Source organism: Corynebacterium silvaticum, from assembly GCF_004382825.2.
GTDB lineage: Bacteria > Actinomycetota > Actinomycetes > Mycobacteriales > Mycobacteriaceae > Corynebacterium > Corynebacterium silvaticum.
Genome location: NZ_SDQO02000002.1, coordinates 289398 through 307867, shown reverse-complemented (window position 1 = coordinate 307867; position 18470 = coordinate 289398). Strand labels below are relative to the sequence as shown.

Annotated in this window: 29 protein-coding genes; 6 read left to right on the top strand and 23 right to left on the bottom strand. The window is 52.4% G+C overall.

Features of this window, described 5'->3' with window-relative positions; translation table 11 throughout:
* Window positions 1–40: 40 nt before the first annotated feature.
* The 23 genes from ET810_RS05635 to ET810_RS05530 all read right to left on the bottom strand — a co-directional run bounded on the left by ET810_RS05635 (window position 41) and on the right by ET810_RS05530 (window position 15133).
* Complete coding sequence (locus ET810_RS05635) at window positions 41–409, bottom strand: hypothetical protein (RefSeq protein ID WP_225870174.1); 369 nt, start codon at window positions 407–409, stop codon at window positions 41–43.
* A complete protein-coding gene (locus tag ET810_RS05630; protein WP_134316067.1) occupies window positions 406–816 on the bottom strand; it encodes a hypothetical protein in 411 nt (136 codons plus the stop codon). Before ET810_RS05630 ends, ET810_RS05635 begins: the two co-directional genes overlap by 4 nt.
* 12 nt (window positions 817–828) lie before the next feature.
* Complete coding sequence (locus ET810_RS05625) at window positions 829–1128, bottom strand: hypothetical protein (protein ID WP_087453208.1); 300 nt, start codon at window positions 1126–1128, stop codon at window positions 829–831.
* Window positions 1129–1139: 11 nt separating this feature from the next.
* Window positions 1140–2129, bottom strand: coding sequence for a major capsid protein (locus ET810_RS05620; protein ID WP_087453207.1), 990 nt, complete (start codon window positions 2127–2129; stop codon window positions 1140–1142).
* An 11-nt stretch (window positions 2130–2140) separates the two neighbouring features.
* A complete protein-coding gene (locus ET810_RS05615) occupies window positions 2141–2749 on the bottom strand; it encodes a hypothetical protein (protein ID WP_134316068.1) in 609 nt (202 codons plus the stop codon).
* Between the two features lie 76 nt (window positions 2750–2825).
* On the bottom strand, window positions 2826–3128 hold the full coding sequence (locus ET810_RS05610; RefSeq protein WP_134316069.1) for a hypothetical protein: 303 nt from the start codon (window positions 3126–3128) through the stop codon (window positions 2826–2828).
* Window positions 3125–4756, bottom strand: coding sequence for a hypothetical protein (locus tag ET810_RS05605; RefSeq protein ID WP_134317667.1), 1632 nt, complete (start codon window positions 4754–4756; stop codon window positions 3125–3127). Before ET810_RS05605 ends, ET810_RS05610 begins: the two co-directional genes overlap by 4 nt.
* A gap of 138 nt (window positions 4757–4894) precedes the next feature.
* Window positions 4895–5326: a hypothetical protein gene (locus ET810_RS12575; protein WP_225870471.1), complete on the bottom strand. Its 432-nt coding sequence runs from the start codon at window positions 5324–5326 to the stop codon at window positions 4895–4897.
* A complete protein-coding gene (locus tag ET810_RS05600; protein WP_225870470.1) occupies window positions 5278–6222 on the bottom strand; it encodes a phage portal protein in 945 nt (314 codons plus the stop codon). The genes ET810_RS12575 and ET810_RS05600 overlap by 49 nt, the downstream gene beginning before the upstream one ends.
* A complete protein-coding gene (locus ET810_RS05595; protein ID WP_134316071.1) occupies window positions 6222–6833 on the bottom strand; it encodes a terminase in 612 nt (203 codons plus the stop codon). Before ET810_RS05595 ends, ET810_RS05600 begins: the two co-directional genes overlap by 1 nt.
* Window positions 6808–7653: a terminase gene (locus ET810_RS05590; protein WP_225870175.1), complete on the bottom strand. Its 846-nt coding sequence runs from the start codon at window positions 7651–7653 to the stop codon at window positions 6808–6810. Before ET810_RS05590 ends, ET810_RS05595 begins: the two co-directional genes overlap by 26 nt.
* A gap of 208 nt (window positions 7654–7861) precedes the next feature.
* The gene (locus ET810_RS05585) at window positions 7862–8341 is read right to left on the bottom strand and encodes a hypothetical protein (protein ID WP_134316072.1); all 480 of its coding nucleotides are present in this window, start codon (window positions 8339–8341) and stop codon (window positions 7862–7864) included.
* A gap of 282 nt (window positions 8342–8623) precedes the next feature.
* Window positions 8624–8773 (bottom strand): hypothetical protein, encoded by a 150-nt coding sequence (locus tag ET810_RS11965; RefSeq protein WP_166741021.1) that lies wholly within the window; start codon window positions 8771–8773, stop codon window positions 8624–8626.
* 192 nt (window positions 8774–8965) lie between these two features.
* Window positions 8966–9457, bottom strand: coding sequence for a hypothetical protein (locus ET810_RS05575; protein ID WP_225870176.1), 492 nt, complete (start codon window positions 9455–9457; stop codon window positions 8966–8968).
* A complete protein-coding gene (locus ET810_RS05570) occupies window positions 9454–10485 on the bottom strand; it encodes an HNH endonuclease (protein ID WP_225870177.1) in 1032 nt (343 codons plus the stop codon). Before ET810_RS05570 ends, ET810_RS05575 begins: the two co-directional genes overlap by 4 nt.
* A gap of 440 nt (window positions 10486–10925) precedes the next feature.
* On the bottom strand, window positions 10926–11684 hold the full coding sequence (locus ET810_RS05565; protein WP_134316073.1) for a hypothetical protein: 759 nt from the start codon (window positions 11682–11684) through the stop codon (window positions 10926–10928).
* Window positions 11685–11764: 80 nt separating this feature from the next.
* Window positions 11765–12703, bottom strand: coding sequence for a phage antirepressor (locus tag ET810_RS05560; protein ID WP_225870178.1), 939 nt, complete (start codon window positions 12701–12703; stop codon window positions 11765–11767).
* Window positions 12704–12793: 90 nt separating this feature from the next.
* Window positions 12794–13021, bottom strand: coding sequence for a hypothetical protein (locus tag ET810_RS05555; RefSeq protein WP_087453194.1), 228 nt, complete (start codon window positions 13019–13021; stop codon window positions 12794–12796).
* Window positions 13018–13227 carry a helix-turn-helix domain-containing protein gene (locus ET810_RS05550; protein WP_087453193.1) on the bottom strand — a complete coding sequence of 70 codons (210 nt, stop codon included), beginning with the start codon at window positions 13225–13227 and terminating at the stop codon, window positions 13018–13020. The genes ET810_RS05555 and ET810_RS05550 overlap by 4 nt, the downstream gene beginning before the upstream one ends.
* A gap of 76 nt (window positions 13228–13303) precedes the next feature.
* Window positions 13304–14035 carry a hypothetical protein gene (locus tag ET810_RS05545; RefSeq protein ID WP_134316074.1) on the bottom strand — a complete coding sequence of 244 codons (732 nt, stop codon included), beginning with the start codon at window positions 14033–14035 and terminating at the stop codon, window positions 13304–13306.
* Window positions 14036–14084: 49 nt separating this feature from the next.
* Window positions 14085–14309 carry a hypothetical protein gene (locus tag ET810_RS05540; protein ID WP_134316075.1) on the bottom strand — a complete coding sequence of 75 codons (225 nt, stop codon included), beginning with the start codon at window positions 14307–14309 and terminating at the stop codon, window positions 14085–14087.
* 69 nt (window positions 14310–14378) lie between these two features.
* Complete coding sequence (locus ET810_RS11960) at window positions 14379–14846, bottom strand: hypothetical protein (protein WP_171483361.1); 468 nt, start codon at window positions 14844–14846, stop codon at window positions 14379–14381.
* Between the two features lie 47 nt (window positions 14847–14893).
* Window positions 14894–15133: a helix-turn-helix transcriptional regulator gene (locus tag ET810_RS05530; RefSeq protein ID WP_225870179.1), complete on the bottom strand. Its 240-nt coding sequence runs from the start codon at window positions 15131–15133 to the stop codon at window positions 14894–14896.
* Between the two features lie 119 nt (window positions 15134–15252).
* Between ET810_RS05530 and ET810_RS05525 the strand changes: the two genes are divergently transcribed.
* The 6 genes from ET810_RS05525 to ET810_RS05505 all read left to right on the top strand — a co-directional run bounded on the left by ET810_RS05525 (window position 15253) and on the right by ET810_RS05505 (window position 18105).
* Window positions 15253–15744 carry a hypothetical protein gene (locus ET810_RS05525; RefSeq protein ID WP_087453189.1) on the top strand — a complete coding sequence of 164 codons (492 nt, stop codon included), beginning with the start codon at window positions 15253–15255 and terminating at the stop codon, window positions 15742–15744.
* Window positions 15745–15753: 9 nt separating this feature from the next.
* Entirely contained in the window at window positions 15754–16161 is a 408-nt protein-coding gene (locus ET810_RS05520) for an ImmA/IrrE family metallo-endopeptidase (RefSeq protein ID WP_134316077.1), read from the top strand.
* Between the two features lie 94 nt (window positions 16162–16255).
* Complete coding sequence (locus tag ET810_RS05515) at window positions 16256–16525, top strand: hypothetical protein (RefSeq protein WP_087453187.1); 270 nt, start codon at window positions 16256–16258, stop codon at window positions 16523–16525.
* 2 nt (window positions 16526–16527) lie between these two features.
* Complete coding sequence (locus tag ET810_RS05510) at window positions 16528–16758, top strand: hypothetical protein (protein ID WP_087453186.1); 231 nt, start codon at window positions 16528–16530, stop codon at window positions 16756–16758.
* A 121-nt stretch (window positions 16759–16879) separates the two neighbouring features.
* Window positions 16880–17290: a hypothetical protein gene (locus ET810_RS12570; RefSeq protein WP_225870180.1), complete on the top strand. Its 411-nt coding sequence runs from the start codon at window positions 16880–16882 to the stop codon at window positions 17288–17290.
* Window positions 17287–18105, top strand: coding sequence for a tyrosine-type recombinase/integrase (locus ET810_RS05505; protein WP_225870181.1), 819 nt, complete (start codon window positions 17287–17289; stop codon window positions 18103–18105). Before ET810_RS12570 ends, ET810_RS05505 begins: the two co-directional genes overlap by 4 nt.
* Window positions 18106–18470 lie beyond the last annotated feature (365 nt).

Sequence of the window (18470 nt, the reverse complement as noted above, 5' to 3'; positions counted from 1 at the left end):
TGCTGCCGGATCTGGGTCTTGAATATCGTTAGCCGCGCTTTCATCTCTTCCCCTTGGCCCGGCGAACCCGTACCGCGACGTACTCAGGCGCTTGGCCCGGTATACCACGCTCATGCCCATCAGTGATGCACTGCCAGACCTGCCCACGTGGATCTTCGACCTCGTCAGCAGCAGTCACCACCACATCAGAAACCCCCATTGACACAGGGCAGAACATGATCAGGCGTTCGTCCTTCACGGACGTTGGGCCCACTTCTTTTTCGCTTGACCATAGCGGCTCTTGGACTAACCCACGTCCAACAATCTCAGTAATGGTAGGACTGCCAGGTTCTCCAGTGATTGGGTCTTCACGGCCTTCTACCACTTTTCGGAGAGTGAAACCCGTTTGGAAAAGGACTGTTGCGCTCACCACCGATTGCTCCCTTCCGAAAAAGTTGGCGTGGGAGCTTTTCTAATGCTGAAGACCCCGCGTGGCTGCGGTGGAGAGAGCAAAACAATTTCATCCGTTGTAAGCCAGAGGAGATTTCCAGACCCGAGGCCGCCATCAGAAGACCATTCCATCTGAACTTCTGGGTACGCGAGCTTATCCATACCGCCACGGCCAGTTTTATCAAGGGCCCTAGTGACCATGTCTTCAACAACGCCTGCGACCACACTGGCTGAAATTGATCCATCGCGGGTTCTTTTCTCCAGTGTGGGAAAACGCTGTATGATGATGGCCTCAGCGCGACCGACTAGCCTCTCAGCGTAGGATTCGCGAGAACCGTCTAGGTCAGGCCAGATTTCTGCAATGAGAGATTTCAGGAAGATTGCCATGAGAGCTACCTCCTAATCTTCTACGTGGGCCTCAATTACTTCGCGAAGACCTGCAACGTCAAGCCCTTCAGTATCGATACCGAGCGTTTGGGCGTAAGCAATCAACTCAGCTTTCTTTGCTTTTGCACCCGGTATTCCTGACGCACTGGTTTCGGAGGCTTCCTGATCTGCTAGCTCTTCGACCTCGATGGTGTACCCATGCCGCCTGTAATACGCGAGCTTGTTATCTGACACCTGACAGACTCCGTCAACGAAATAATCATCACCAACAGAACCCGTATATCCAGGCACTGGTGTTTTTACAATCGCCATCTCTGCCCCTCCTAGCTATCAGCGATCTTGACGTTGCGCATGACGGCAGCAGCCTTAGTGGACTTCAGCGCAACCGCAATCGGACCGAGCTCGACCTCGCCACGCTTGACGGCACCAGCGGTAGAGAAATCCGGAAGCCAAGTCTTGATCATGCGACCATCCGTCGTTGTGACACCATGGAAGCCATCAAGGCCAAACCTGACCGCATACAGGCTCGTCTTACCAAGAGTCACAGGAATGATCGGATCATTGCTACCGGCTTTTGTGCCAGGATCAACGATAATCACATTTCCGATCTGTTCACGCGTGATCTGATGACCATTGGATCCCAACAGACCATCAACAGGTTCGCGTGAATACATATTTGCTCGGCGCGCTGCTGCGCGAACCTTTGCTAGCGCACGTTTGTTACCGAAGAGCATGGTTGGCGGGCCGTCAAGCACATCCAAAAGTTCGTCGAGATCATCGAGCACCGACATCGCTTCATCTGCAGATGTGAACTTGGACCAATCGCGCTCGGTTCCTTCTTCTTCCTTGTTCAATTCGGTAGAAGAATCTTTCAGCGCCTTATCAAGGCCATCAAAACCGTTTGCGTCCTTTGCTGTGTCTCCGTTGATCACAGCATCACAGAACTTTGTAGTAGTCGCTTTGATCAGCTGTGACATCTGTAGAGCAATCTCATCAGATGCTGCTGGGCCAAGGTGTGCGAGCACACGATCGACTTTGAAGGAACCACCGAGCGGTTTCAGCTCGACACTGATTTTCTTTGTGGTGACTTCTCTATCGGTGTACTCCGCTCCGATTTCGCGGAATGCTGCATCACGCTGCGTAGCTAGGCGGCGATAGCCGTACGACAATGTGGCTCCACCTCCCGCTGGATTCACTGCCGTATCGAATGCCAAGCTATCCAGAATCACCGATTCCTTGCGGAACTCATCGATGACTGTTGGCTCATAATCTTCTAGGGTATTGAGCTTTGCTTGCTCTAGGTTTATAGCCATTTATTCCTCCTTTAGGCGTTAAAGTGGGCACGCAAAGCGCTTGAGAGTGAGTTTGTTTGCGACTTGCCAGCTGCGTTCTGACCTTGTGAAGGGTCTAATGCAGAGCGGTCGAAGCCGATTGTCTTTGCAAGTGCTTTTGCGTCTTCTGCGGTTTCTCCCCGCAGTCTTTCCGCCATCTCGGCGGGTAGTTTGGTTGCAGCCAATGCCCCTGCCACGGCCTCACGCCGTTTGGATGCAGCTTCCCCATCAGCGATTTGTTTTTCCAGCTCCGCAATTCTTGCTAATGCCTGATCACGATCCGCTACTGTTTTTTCGTGATCGCTCATTTTTGACCGCTCGATCTCATCGAGCTTTGCTTTGAATTCGTCGCGCTGCTGTTCTGCTTCTTGGCGTTTATCACGCTCACGAGCAAGATCCTTGAGCACCATATTCTTTGATCCACGGGCCTCCGGATCTTCATCACCGACATGACCTACGGCAGCCTTATCTCCTTCGGCTTTCCCGTCTTGCGGAGTAGTTTTAGGGCTGCTTTGGTCATCTACTCCCGCACTAGATCCACTATGAGCGGTGTCGGAGTCGTTGATGATCGCTCGGACCCATGGAGCTTTTTTCTTGGGCATTGCTTACAATCCTTCTGATTTTGGGTATAGAAAAACCCATTACCGCGATCGGTAATGGGTTAGTGAAATTGTTGAATTATGCGGCTTTATGGAGGAATGTGGATATATCTACACGAGGCTCCATGTCCGCATATTTTAGCAGGTTATGGTACGTTTTCAGCTCTATTGGATCAAGATCATCCAAGTCATCGTACATATCATCACTGAGCCATAAATCCAGAAATTCTTTCTTCAACTCTACGTCAAGATAACCATATTTAATGAGTTCTTCTACATAGCATGTTTCAATAGCGATCTCATCTTGGTTACCCGGTTTTAGCCCTACTCCGAGATAGATCTTCCCACCGGTTTTTTCTTTTATTTTCTGGTACGTGTTCATGTCTCTATTCCTCCTTTCCTTTTAACTACATTGACGATACCATCTTGACGGATCACCGTAACACCTTGTCCCCCGACTGGAAAAGCAGTATTCACCTTAAAAGTCCTGCTGTCGCGTCCCTTCGTTGGCCCTGTATAAACAGTAACGTCCAAAGAATGCTCATCAGGACTTATAACCGATTTTTTTAGTGTCCATAAACCATTTTTTGAAATATCTATCCGATCAGGATCTGCAAGAATTTCACTGATCAATCCGGATTTTTCGTCTCCTAACCATGCTTCTAAAGCTTTTGTTCTTCCTTTCAACAATGGAAAGAAAGTTTTCTCACAGTTTGGTATGGAGACTCCATTCTCGACTTGCTCAACAACCCATGAGCGCCTGGAATGATCATGAGCACCTTGGATAAATTTCTTCTTTACCCTTCCAGTGATGATGCGTTCAATTGGCACGCGCTTATCCGCTGTACGCAAATCCTGGAAATACCGACGCCGAATCTCATCATCACCACCACCTATCTTCGACCAGCTTGGCGGATCACCGCTACCAGCCTCGACCTTTACACGCTTTAACTCTTTTTCATGCCGCGCTTTCAGCTTCACACGAGCTCGCTCTGTAGCTTCTTTTACGGCTTTGTCCCGCGTAAAAAAGTTGAGCTTAGAATCCAATGTGGGCGATGCATCCAGTAAGAACCCGTTTTTATGCAGCAATGACACAGCTATGTCGCGGTCACCACCTGCAAGGTGGTAAATCTCTTCCGGCATCAATCGCTGCCGTCCAGTATGCATATACCGCCCCCGCTTCGACATCTTCGAGTCATACTGCTGACGCAGATACATCGAAGCCCAACCGCGCTTCGTCGTTCCCTCCGAAGTCATAACAGCGCGAGTGCCAAAACGATCTGCAGCAACCTTCATTCCCCGTCGCGCATTGATGACCTGTGATGGGTCTGCTCCGTCGCGGATTGCTTGGGCGCCTGCGATGGTGAAGATTTTGTTTTGGTCTTTTTCGGATAGTTGTGCGAAATATTTATCCACATCAAATATCCACAGCTTGTGCATGTCCGATGTTTCTTCGGATACAGGGATTGCGTCGCAGTCACAGCCTGGGTGCCGTTGGAATCCAAGTCCTGCTCCTCCGCGTTTTCCTGCAAGGATTGCGCAGCGAGCGCAGCACGGTGGGCGGACGATTCTCACCCATGTGGTTCGTGGGCGGGCGATGAGGTTGGTGAGTTTAGCGATTCTCACCCATGTGGTTCGTGGGCGGGCGATGAGGTTGGTGAGTTTAGCGATTCTCGATGCGTCTGAGATTGCCGTTTGCGTTGCCATTTGGAGGACTTGCCCGCTGTATTTCCATATTTTTGCCCTTTCTATATCGGTCGCGCCGTTGTCGATTGCTTCTGTGACACGCAGTCCTTGTGCGTAGGCGAGGCCCATGATTGGCTGCCCAGAGCCGGTGATTCCGGTGAAGGCTTCTGGTGAGGCGTGTCCTAGCGGGGTGCCGTCATAGCCTTGGAGTGCTAGTGCTGTGTCGACGGAGCCGATGGCGATGCTTGCTGCTTCGAGCTGCGCTTCTGCGACTCTCTTGGTGAATTCTTCGGCGTAGATCTCGAACCAGGTTGATGGATCCATTGGTCTGTTTTTATTCCAGACCGCTGATACCCATCTGACTGTGTCCCTTATGATTTCTGAGCGTGTGCCAGCTGCGGCGCGTAGTTCTGGTGGTAAACGGCTGAACTGATTGTCGTGCATTTCCCCACCCCCTTACTGTCACGTTTCTGCGTCACGTTCCAGTTTCTGCAGAAGTGTTCCGGCTTCTTCTTGGCTGAGCCATTCGATTTCGCGGTCGATCCTCGCTTGCGGCCAGCCCATTTCATTCATGGCTCCACGCACCGATAACGTTGGCCTACCGCCAGTCAGTTTCTGCATCGCACCTGCTTGCTGAGCTTCCGTTGGCGTCCCAGGATTACGCCACAAAATCTGGATCTTGCCATCAGCTGACCATTCTCTGGTGCGGATACGCTCGGCAATTCCAAGCGCCCATGCCCAGCCCGCTCCTGCAACGGAGTTGATTCTTTCGACCTGCTTGACAAGGCGTGACTCGTCAGCCCTGATAGCACCCTCAGCTGCCGGATTAGCGGTGTTTTGCCCCATCATCCGGACTGGAAGCCCCGTAATCGTTGAGGCCTGCTCGGCAAGCATCTTGATGGTGTCATGGAAGCCTGACAGGCTTGCACCTGCGAGCTGCTCCACTTTGGCGCCTTTGTTGGACAGCGCCCAGACAGCCCCCCCAAGTATGTGTCCCACGGATCGAGTCGTTCCCCGTTTTCGTCGACGAAATCTTCTTCGCTGACGCCAAGAGCGATTTTCTGTGGCATGGACGTGGTCTCCATCGCGAGCTGCAGCTGCAGCATTACACGCCCAGCCATATCAACGATTGGCTTGAGATCCGAGAGCTGTGTTTCCCCCTCGAAGGATCCCGACTGTTGGCGGTTAATCATCATGACGATCGGGACGCGCCCAAGATTGTGCTCAATCTGCGTCTTTGCTTTCCACATCCCCAGTTTTTTGCTCATGATCACTGTGGAATCCGGCAAATACAGCGTCATGTGCTCTGCAATTCCGATGGAATCGCGATAAATCCGCAGCGCCGCCGTCATCGATCTTGTAAGCGGATCAACGATTGCCGCCATATCTTTGGGAGATTCTGCTCTGATTCGAGGACGCCCACCGTCTGGATCAGCAGCCACCGAGATGAAAGCACGACCGTAAATCGTTAGGTCCTTGTGCACGAGGTGGCTTTGCACATCAAGATCATTTGCTTCCCAATCAAGGCGCAGCTCCTTGTCTTCGGTGATCTCACCAGAACGGATTAGCAAACGGACGTCTTGCCGCTCTTCAAGAACATCAACATAGGTCCTGCACCAATTGAGCGGAAAGGCGAAAGGCTGTACATCTGGAGGAACGGAGATTCCCAGATTGCCGATCTGCTGCAAGCCTTTGTAATAGCGCTCATTGATTTTGTCCTGGTTACGCTGCTTTTGAATCTTCATAAACAGCTTCTTCACGAGCTCTTCTTCCGGCTTCGTGAGATCCATTATCTTCTCCTCCTTCCTAAGACGACAACGCGGGTGGTCTCTGAATCCCATTGCTTTGCATGAGCATCCATCGCTGCTTCATGAGCGAGGATCGTCGCCATTGCTGCATCTATTTTTTGATGTTCTGAAGGCTTTCCGAGAACGTACTGCTGCCCAATTTTTGCAACTTTTTTCGCATTTGCCATTGCAAGCGCCGTCAGTGGGCATCCATCATGCGTGATTCGCCCATTGGCTAAATCAATTTCAAAACGAGAAATTGCCGCATACATTCTCTTGATCGCGTTGGTTGGCCATTCAAAAACACGTTCTTGGCCGATTTGCAGCGCCCACTCCCCGATTTCAGATCTCCAATCTTGCGGATCCGCGTAAAACCGCTGAATCTGATACCGGTTTCGGATCTCATCGACAGCGGCCATGACCTCCGACCGTGGAGTTTTTCCGCCCCACTCTGCAGGATTCCAGATAGTAGGCCTACGATCCGGCCCATAGCGCGGCGTGAAAGTGAATCCACCACGCGTTTCAGCGCGCAAAGCCGTGAAATCGTTGTTTTCAGAGCCGTCGAATCCGACACAGATTGATTCACCATCAGGCGGGTTCTCGATCCAGTGCAAAGCAATCCTCCCAAAGATTCGTCGGCAACCATGTGCCTGATGAATATGTAATCCGATTCCCGAAGAATCGCTCTGCTTGCTCTGGATCGCGCTCTGAAATCTCATTTGCTTCTGCTAGCACCGAGTCAATATTGACCCATGGAGAGCCCTTATAGACGGCTTCGAGGATTCGGCGGCGGTCTTTAGGGCGTTTCCACAACAGCCCTTTTGGCGGCGGGATGTAAAAGCAAAACACATCTAGCGCCGTCGATTCAAACGTCGTTTGCGCAACTGAGCGTTCCGCCGAGTCGTAAGCATTTGTGGTTTCGATTGAACGCCCAGCCATACCTGCAAGGCCACGGCGTTGCGCGTCAGCTACTTTTTCCATCTTGTTCCGCTTGTTCCACAAACCGGTCTCGTCTTGAAGCACGAAACTGACGGGGTTACCGACCCTGGAGTCAGCAGAAGCTGTCACGGCGTCGATTCGATCAGCATCATCGCCTCCGAGCCCTCCGAGAATGCGAATGAATTCCCCTCGGGTGGCTAGAAGATGATGCAACGGCCCCATCTTGATCATCGACTTCAATGGGCGCATCGTGTTATCTACTTGGTCTTCTGATGTCGCTGTGAGCTGAATCAGCGGTGATGGGTGTGGGCGGCCTTTCGGCTCTCCCTTCTGGTAGGGAAACTCAAAACCACAATCGCAGCCCCAGTCAGCGCACCGATACGCCTCACCTTCTTCTGCCCAGCCATCAAATTCCGATGTCCCCACGGCCTGTATAAGCGTCATCGTGGCCGCCCACGGCCCCTTGCCCGTCTTTTGTGGAGCAATCACCTGCATTCGGCGATATTGGAACGCTTGATTGCCTAAAGGCTCGCCATTCCATTCCAGCCCGGCGCGGATGCGGCCGAACTGAGCCGCACACCAAAATTGCCAATCACTCCATTGAAGAGCTTGCCCGCGTTTGTATCCGTCTGGGATGAGGCAGTGTGCTTGTACCCATGCGTCCTAGAGGTCGCCGAGTGTCAGGAAGGTGATGAGCCAGTCGTTATTCTGTGTCTCCATTTACTGCGCGGAGCCGACGGATAGGCTGCGGAGACCGTGGCGGGGTGGTTGTCAGCGCCGCGTCTCCTTCCGTCTCGGATGCGGAGATCACCCAGTCATTTGCTCGGAGTCCTGCAGGAGAAAGACCGAGGGACTCAGCCATGCGCAAAACTACTGTCATCGTAGATGCAGGTGTTTCAGGGTCTTCTGTGACCACTAATTTCCGTACGTACTGCGCGAGCTCCAGCCAGCGCCACGGCTCGTTAATCCAGGCTGCTGCTTGGGGGTAAGTCCAGATGTGCTTCCATACATCACGCTCACGCTTCTTTGTCCCCTTCTGTGGCAATGACCATGGTGGTGCATCTCCTTGCCATCCACTTGCGGGCAGCACTTGTAGTTTTTCGTCGAGCTTTCGGCGGTCTGATCGCCCCGATGTTGGGTCTGGTGCTGGGCCAGACCGGCTTCTCGCCCCACCTCGTGGCATAATTTCGCCTCCTTTCTCACGCCCATTGGGCACAATTCCAACATGTCGGGTTCAAAAAAAACGGCTGGTCAGTGAACTTTTTGAACCCTTCGCACCTCTGAGAGATCTCCCCCACGGCTGGGGTTCAAAGCCGTCGAGGGCCCCTCCCCTGGGGCCTACTGTAAGTGGATGCCAGCGCCCGCCGCACGTCCACTGCGTGACGGGAGTTACACCGCCGGCACAGCACCGTCAGATGCTGCTCCGAGCCGCCTCCGAGCGCTAGAGCCTGTGTATGCTGCGCGGTCAAATCATGGGCTTTATGTCCGTAGCACTTGTAGCCTGGGCACCAATCTCCATAGATTTCCCGCCATCTATCCACGGCTGCTCGTCTAATGACTGCTGTTCGTTGTCCATCAATCTTCGTTGCCACAGTTTTCCGCTCGTGTGTTTCATGGGCACGAGCATGCTCACTGCATCGTCCTCGGTATTTAGCCGGCTCTGGGCATCCTGCTTCGCAGCAAATTGAGCCTGCTCTCGCCATGACACCTCCTGAGCATGACAAAAGGCCCAGCCACATGATTGCGGTTGGACCCAGGTGATACGAGCGCTAGCTTACTACATAGGTGTCCCACGAGTCTACAAGTGTCATTGCAGCCTGTTCATAACATCACTCAAAGCCACGATGACAACACCGTCACGCACTGTGGAAGGAATAAGCCCATCATGCACCCACCGGTAAATAGTGCTCTTTGAAAGATCATGACCACGCTGCCTGCAAGCCGCAGCAATCTCTCTACACGAACCTTCCACCGGAGTGTCATCAGCAAAGATCGAATCAAGCAACTGTGCTTGAGCAATGATCTCTTCTGCAGCCACAGTGGCAGCTGGAGCATCTGCAAGCACATGGAGACGTGCCTGCATCCACGCAGCAATCCCAGCAATCCGCTGAGGACACAGTACAAGCCCCTGGCCAGTTTCACGCGCAAGGATCCTTGCCCAAAATGCAAGAAGATGCTCCGTTTCCATCTTGAGATCAAGAATAGGAACTCTCAAAGGCGGACGTGATGAACCTCGATGAGAGCCACTACCGCCACCTGCCTTCTGCCCTTGAGTAGGAACCATAATGTCATCAATCAAAGGACCAAGCTTTTCACAAAGATACAAAGCTTTCCCAAAATCATGCAGGCGCCAATCATCCATTCTTTTCTTCCCTTCCACCACGACGGCCTCTGCGCCTGCGGCGCTTCCTTGCCGTCCCTGCCTGTCTCTGCCCGTCCCGTCCCGAGAGATCTAGATCCGTCACCCCACCGATCTGTGATTTGTGCTTGATCCGTCGTAGGTTTTACCAAATCGTTATAAACATGGTTTCGGGTCGGCGCGTCAGCGTCCGGCGCTGCTCGAAGAGTCGGCGCTGCTGCCACCACGGGCGCTGCTGCCTTACTCTCCTGCTGCTGCCTTGACGGCGCTGCCGAGGTATCGATGGGAAGTTCGGTTTGGGCTGTGTAGATCTGGATTCCGTTCTCTTGAGCCCAGTGTGAGCCGTTGATGAAATCAACTGTGTGGCGTGAGTAGTAGGCCTTTCCTTTTTCAGGAGCAGGAAGAAGTTCAAGCTCTTCTCCTGCGCCGCGTTTTGAATTACATTTTTTGCAAGCAACCACAAGCGTTTCCACTGTTGATTCCTTGTGCGCATTGAGCGAATCGATTGTTGCTGCCCGCCAGCTTTTTCGATCCTTCCAATTCACTGTACGGCCGCACCAGCGACACTGGTCACCATCGCGGTGACGTACTGCCGGTATAAGTTCTGGATTTCTCTTATCGGCTGCACGACGACGGTCGATTTCGACCTCTTCTTTGCTCCTGTTATGGAGAAATTCAACATCATCAACGATCCGCAAAACTTTTCGCCCATCTGCGTCTTTCTCCCTAAAAAGCAAACCAGCGGAAGAAAGAACCTCGATAATGACTTTTTCACGACCCGGCGCAACTTGTGCCATGTGTCCGTATTCGACGATGTAGTCGGTGAGGTGGGCTGCGCTGGCGGAGGTGAGTTGGACGAGGAGTCCGAAGGCTTCGTTTTTGAGTTGGTGGTCGAAGTCGCATGAGGTGAGGAGTCTGGCCATGAGCGGGTGTGTGGCGATGTTGTCGCCGAATCTGCTCCATGCCATTGTTGTTTCCTTGCTGTTGGGTGGTCATCATGCGGTTTTGCGTGCTGTTCGTGAGAATGTTGGGAAGCATTGTTCACATAATCCTTCACCTTTATGCGCACGCGCTTGAGGTGATACGTAGTGAGTTTTTCCTGATTGTGGGATCAACTCTGCCAAGCACGCCCTACAGGTTCGTTGGAGAGTCATAAGATCGTTAGCCATATGTCGTGTTCTCACATCTGAATAACGACCTGCTATAACACCTGTGATAGGTAAGTCTTGTTGTTCACACTCGGATAAATATTTTTCGCAAGGCTCTAACAGTGGGCATTGGTGGCAGATGAGTTTTGCCCGTAGATTGCGTGCAATCATTTCTTGCGTTGATTCCCCAGGCAGACGGGTATCCCAGAGAGAGGTCTCCCCTTTCATACGGCTACGGTGGCACAGGGCTTCGTTGTTGTTCATGAGATGCCTTTTGTGGGGTTTGTTTCAACAACACGCAGTGTTGTTTTTTCGGGGAGATCTGATTCAGGTTCTATCTCATCGTCTTGTTGCGATGCACCAGGTCTATCCAAGACACTCATAGCCCAGATTGGTGTTACAGCGACGATTCTTACAGCTGCAGTGTGGTTATGAACATAGGAGCACTGATAGAGTTCAGGGCGGCTTCCCATCGATGATGCGGCTTTTGCCACCGCCATGATCTGGCGTGGAAGTGGGCGAACAGGGCCAGGGTCAGAGGTTTGTTTAAGCTGGTTTATCACTCGTGTGATAGTTGCCCTGGGGTCACCGATGTTTGCTGGTTCTTGATGTCTTTTCACTTTGACCAAAGCGATATCAAGACCGATACCGGTTTCGTCAGTGATCGTGATCTGGTTTTCTGCCACATGCAGGCCGGTGAGAAGTTCCACATCACTGTCTTTTGTGATTCCTGATGTTGCCATAATGAAGGCAGGTAGCACCGTTTTCGGGAATTCGATGACCTCATCTTCTTCAGACCCCATGCGATAGATCCCTGTTTCGATGCTCGCGACAAATGTTGTTGTGTCGTTGACTGCGCACACTGCAAGGCCATCTTCACCATAGGGGCGCAGTTGAATCACGTCATAGGGGTCTTTATTTCCTGCAATCGTTTTTGCTGCTTTTAATGCACGATTGAGCATGCCCGTGGGGCAAACAATAAGTGTTTGTTCCTGTGGTTTACTTTTCGTCTGGTTCATTGTCTTTTCTCGATTTTTTCTAGAAGTTCCATTTGTCCTGGTATTTCCAGATTTGGGTTTTCCTTCATAGGTTTCTCCCGTTACCGTGCGTAATAATTTGCGATGGTCAGGAAGGCAGAAACCGGCATTGTGAGGCGGTTCCAGCCGTTTCTTTTCAAAAGTCTGATCACTTCGCTGGTCATGTCGTCTGCTTCGGCAGGGGTGAGTTTCCGGAAAAAGCGTGGCGCTGCAGCGAGAAGATCCTCCCGGCAGGTCGCGAGGTGAATATCGATCCCGGATTCTTGATGTGCGTGTGTCATATCTTTTTTTCCTATTTCTGGGTGCCCGCCGCCTAAAGTCTTGTGCAAATCTTTTAAACCTTTTGGTGTCACGCGGATCGTTGGGGAGGGTACTTCCATTGATCCTGTATGTGGATTGCGAAAAGGCTTTCCAAGCTTGTGCACCAAGCGGTGAGTATCGATTGCTTTTGCCTGGGATGCTTCCCAGTGACGCCTTCGTGCTCCACGGGGCCTGAAAATCCAGCCAAGTTTTTCCATGTGAGCGAAAAGGCGATCACGGCCAATAGAGATTGCTGGATCCCTCGAAAGGACTTTTGCAGCCTGGGCCACCGAGTAGTCTCCTTCAGCTTCTGCGAGCTGATTCCATGCAGCTGCAGGCGCTTCTAGCTGACGGGTTCTTTCCTGCTCCTCTTTAAGCTTGGACGCTAGGTAAATGATTGTGTCCGGGTCTGTGATGACCTGTTCAATCGTGGCAGGGGTCATATATGCCCCGTATTTCCGGATCGAGGGAAGAACTTCGGCAGTCACCCACTTTTTGAATTCTTTTGCTTGATCAAGGCGGCTTGCGAAAATCGCGGAGTACAGACCCGCCTCAGTAATAACGGTCATTGCCCTTGCTGAAGAATCGCCGCTGACCTGCGACGTACTCACTGAACGAGTACCTTTTTCATCCGCGTCCAAGCGACGCGTCATATTCGCAGCGTCCCGGTAGCCAAGGACTTTAGCTACATCACTGGCCACTCATTGTGGGTCACCTTGATCATCAATGATGATCCGGACTGTGTGACCTTGGAAGGTATAAGGCTGGATATTCATTCTTCAACTCCACTTTTAACGGGAGCTAGATTCGATGATGTCGGCCCTGTAGTCTGGCCGAGGAATTGTCATCTCGTTATAGATGTCATCAATGTGCATGGTTAGCGTCTGGATTTCGACGTCCATGTCATTGGATGCGTCCACGAGCTCAATCACCGTTTCTGCAAGGTTTGCCAGTTGTAAAGCAAGCCATACAGTTAGCATCATGGTCACGACCAGTGCAACAGTTAGCGTGATAATCATTGGTTTCTTCTTTCTTGCGCTGTTTGGGCAAAAGCGATGATGGCGGAGTGTTTGATCATGATGCGGTTGTTTTTCGAACCTGGCTTTTTCGATGACGGTAGAAGTCCTTCACGGCAAAACTTCCTGATCTGCCACGGTGAATATGGGATGATTTCTGCAGCCTGGTTTGGTGACAACCAGCGATCTAGTGTGCTAACGTTGGTCACGGAAATTCCCCTTTCCTTTTTGAGTCTCCATGACCGGCCTGTTACAGCAGGCCGGTTTTCTTTTCCCTCATGCCGGTCATGTCAAAACCCCAATTACCCTTCCCGGTATGGATTGGTGGTCAATTGTTTTGGTATCTCTGGTGTCATAAGCGGATGTGGCGGCATATTCATTGCGCAGCTGGCTTATCGCGCTGCGAAGAAGTCCAATAGCATCGCCAAGCGGGCGATCGGTGAAGCCGCCGAAGCAAATCGCATCGCTATACAGGCAAACCAATTGGCTGAGGATGCGAACTTGATCAGTAAGCGAGCGCTGAGGATCAACAGTGAAGATTTCGAATACGAATGGAGCTTCAGGGTTAAAGATGATGGGATCTGTTGCATCACCCATAAGGGTTCCCACGATGCTTACAACCTCACCATGTTCGTATACATGCAGTGTTCGGGTGAACTGGTAGGTTCCAGTTACTGTGCTCGAAGGAATACGCATTGTGTTTCCCCGTGTGAGCAGATCACGTTCGACGCGCAGAGCGTTTTCCCGCAACTGGTCACCGATGCGAGAGCACATACGCCTCTTTTTGAGTCCTCTAGCACCGAGGATTTCTTCCCTGCAGGGCGTAAGGCTATCAAGTGTAATGTCACTATTGTGGCGAATTGGCAAACGCCTGCTGGCTGCAAGATGGGTCGCATCATTGAGCACACATTGAGCTGTCGCGAGAACAAGGACGGTGTCATCGAGTTTGCTCTTATCGTCTAGCATGCCCTCGGTTTCGTTTCCTGAGATGGCATTTTTTATCCGTTTCCACGGCATGAGCTATCATCCCTTTTTTGAATTTGTGGATTAAGCCATTTTTTCTTGGTTAAGCGCGCAAACCGTATTCGCCGACCCGCAAGATCCCGAGATTCCTGAGCGTCTTACGCAGTATCAGTTCCATCAGCTCATGAGCATCTTTGACGGGGATCGCCTCTATGGTTATCGGGTCCTTGACCTTCACGGTGATGATCGAGAGCCCTGTTTTTTCGAGTGGGATGATCCCAACTTCTGATCGGGGAGCACCGATCATCTTCAACGTCATCAAACGCATGAAAAACTCCTATGCTATGTGTCCAAAGTTGTTCTTGTTTACGGTGGTCAGCGCTACACGCTGGCAACCTCAGATATTGCTTCTGTCCACTTCCGTATCACCGAGCGTTTGAATCATTCTGCGCACTACTGCGACCGACTCGACCGGCGCCCATTCGGACAAAGCCAAGGCAGTCTCCAAGATTTCCCCGGCGGTGCGTTGCTGGAGCAGTTCGACCCCTTTGAGGTTTTCGAGCTGGCGGACGGCGGCGAAGTCTGGGTCGCTTGCTACGACGGCGTTGACCTCGCGCTGGAAACGGAGCAAAGCACAAAAGACTTCTTTGAGCCGTACCGTAATCAGCGGTAACCATTCCTCTGGCACGCCCGCTGCGTCATAAACGCCGAATCCAGTTTCTTCTTGTTTTAATCGTGCGATTGCTCGCTCAAGCTCTTGGCGTGCCTCAATTTGGCGCGGACGCCGTTGCTTCGGCATCACTCCGGTTAGATCGATTATTTTTCTACGTCCATGCAGCTCTTTGTTGGTTCTTACCCAAGCCATGAGTAGTTCCTTTCTTTGCTTTCCGACGCCTACGGTTCCCGGCGCGTTTAGGCTGCTGTGGTTTCTGCGGTTTCCCAGGTGACGATTTCGGAGAGGCCTAGGCCGAAGGCTTGGGCGATTCCGATTGCGAATGCGAGGGATGGTTCGCGTTCGCCGGTTTTGACGTCGACGAGTGTGCTTCGGCTGGTTCCGATGGTTCGGGCGAAGGCTTCGTCGCTGGTGATTCCGCTCATGTTTCGGAGGCGGTCGATGAGACCATCACGGATTTTGATCTTTACATTTGCCATGTTCATCCCCTCTAGTGAAGTTCTTACAACTCACAGTGAAGTATTTTTAGCTCACACTGTCAAGCGCCAATGTTTCGCAATGTGTTGTTTTTACTACACGGGTGTGCCACTATTAGCTCATGGAACGTATCGAACTCTGGATTCGAAAGACCGTTGGCAATGCCTCAGATAGAGAGATCGGCAAGCTGGCGCACATCGGCCAATCAACACTCAGCCGTCAACGCCGCGATGGCACGGTTACCGTTGAGACGGCAGTAAAGATCGCACGCGCATACCAGGTAAGCGTCGTCCCGGCGCTGCTCGCGCTCGATGTTCTGACTGAGTTCGATCTCAAGGCATTTTCAACGTCGAGCGGAATCATGGACGCTAGTGATGAAGATCTTGTCGCTGAGATTCTCCGACGAATGAAAGCCGGGCAAGCTGACTGGGCAGAGAAACCAATCAGCGAGTTGGACACCCGTCGCAACGCAAAACGCGGCAATAACTCCCCCACTGCACCCCCGCATGTCACTGAGCCCGATTACGATGCCATCCTCGACGGCATCAACGCCGGAACAGAGCCAATTGCAGCACAAAAGGCCACCGACCCACTCGAAGAGAACTACACCTAGGAGCACTTCATGAGCCCTGTGGAAGCAGCCCTCGAAACACTCGCCCACAACATGGGCATCACAGTGATCGAGACGAGCAATCTGGGATGCACCCTCAACGCTTGCTTTCACCCACCGACACGAACCATCTTCATCAAAACCGGCCTCGACCCAGTCACCCGCCACTGTGCCATCGCCCACGAACTAGGACATGCTCACTACGGGCACGGGTGCTCAACTCCCGGCGCGGAGCGGCAGGCTGATGAGTGGGCTGCGCGGCAGCTTTTGGATGTTGGTGATGTGGAGGCTGTTGGTTGGGAGTGTGAGGGGTCGGCTGCGGCGATGGCTGCGGAGTTGGGTGTTACGCCTCATCTGCTTACTTTGTGGATGCGGATGTATGTGCAGGGAAGAATTCAGCAGGAGAAGAGGGCGTGTTGAGGTGCCTTTGTTTGTAATGGTCGTTATTTTACCACTTGAAACGTAACGCTATGTAGTGTTATAATGGGTGTGTGAACAGGAAGGAGGTGACAACATGGAAATGGTACATCATCATCAAGAAGGAGAAACGAAAAAAGAAATAGCCCAACCGGTTCCAGATATCCCAACTATCCGGAACCGGGGGCTACCCCCTAACACTAACAAACCGGAGAAAACAATGAACACCCCACTCAACAACGCCGCAATATACATCCTCGTCACAACACTCGCCTACCTTGCAACAGGCTGGACGTGGACTCTCATAATCGGCGCTATCGTCACCTGCTCAGCTATCGCCCGCCACATCCGCACAGATAAGGCATAATCATGAACCCCGGCATCATCGACAAAGATACTGGCCGCGAACTATGGACCGGCCCAGAATGCGCCGACTACATCGGCGTAACACCCGCCACATGGCGTAACTACTCAGCCAACGAACGCACCCCCAACTACGTGGCCACCATCCTGGGGAAAACCAGGCTATGGGACGCCGAAGAAATCAAATCTTGGCACACCAATCGTCCAGGCTCCCCAGTACCAACAGAAACCATATGAAGTAACAAAGACTCCCTTCCACGGTCATCTTGGCGGAAGGACGTGAAAGGGAGCTGACGCAGGGATTGAACTATTCGGAAACTCTAAATAGTTCGTCCCCGACAAGGAAGAAGTCTACCCCATGGCCACCGTCCGCGACCTCTGGACAAAAAGAAACCCCAACACTGAATCCCGGACTAAACGCATCCACTCAGAACGATGGGGCGTCGGCAAGCGCTGGCAGGCTGTCTGGATTGAGAACGGGCGCGAAGCAACGAAGAGCTTTGCCACCCGCGACGAGGCAGAACTCTGGGCAGCACGCGCCGAAGTCGGAAAGCAGACGGCACCTGGATCACCAAAGACAAAGCAGACGTCACACTCTCCGACCTATGGGATCCTTGGCTCGCCGCTAAAGGAAACGTCTCCGACAAAACCAAACGCGACTACCTCAGCTACTGGAATGTCCACATCCGACCACAATGGGGACAAACCCCCTGTGCACACATTCAACGCTCGGTCATCAACGCCTGGATACCCACGCTCTCGACAATGAAAGGCGTCCCAGCCAGCCAACCACCGCGACCACTCAGCGAATCAGCCATGCGCAAAGTAGGCCTCATCATTCACGGAATTCTCGACCTCGCAGTGGAACTCGGAGTCATCCACCAAAACCCCACCAAAACCGGTGAACTGCCAAAACAAAAGAAATCAGAACGCCGCTACCTCAAAATCACAGAAGTCGACGAACTGATCAGACAAGCACCAACCGAACAAGCACGACTTCTTCTCCGAGTCCTCGTCATGACAGGGCTGCGCCCAGGAGAAGCAAAAGGACTCAAAGTCAAAGACCTAGACCCAGTAGGCGGGCGTCTCATGATCCGCCGTGACGTCAACGACTTAGGACACGAAGACTCAACAAAAACACGAAACCACCGTGATGTTCCCATCGGTGGCGACATCCTCTTACGCCTAGACCGCAATGCCCAAGGCAAAGACCCGGATGATTGGCTGATCCCTGACGAACGCGGAAAAGTCTGGACTACCGCCCGATGGCGGGTCGTGTGGAAAAACCTGTGCATCTGGACTGGGATTTGTGACCTCGACACCTACGAGTTGCGCCACACTGCCGCATCTATCGCTATCGCAGCCGGTGCCGATGTGAAAACTGTTCAGCTCATGCTCGGCCATTCCAGTGCCGCTATGACTCTTGATGTCTACGCACACCTCTGGGAAGAAGGACTCGACGCCATCCCCGGCGCGATGGAAGCGCACATGGAAAGTGAAAGGAAACGCGCCGAAGAACTGTCCTCGATGCGTGAAGCATCAGAGGCAGAACGTCGACGCGCTGGTTTTAGGGTGATTGGGTAGCCCAGCTCGTATGTTACAAATACGCCGAATTCAGATTGGGAACTTTTCTGCTATTGGCTCGCCACTGTCCTTAACGCCCCTCTTTAGCTCGATTGCAAGCGGTATCTGTGCTGCTTCCAATTGGGCTCGAACATGATGAATTACGGAAAGTAGATTTGCGGCCTGGACAAAAGGGCGAGCACGCCCTTTAACGTAACTCTGCGGCACTCCGATCCAATGAATGCCACTGCTACGGCATTGAGCGCGTTCCAACGTACGATCGGGGATCGCATTTGTTTGATATCGCTAGTAATCACCGCATCAACGTCCAGTTCTTCTAGGCGCTGAATAAGAGAGATGTCATAGAGCCCGTACGGGATACTCGG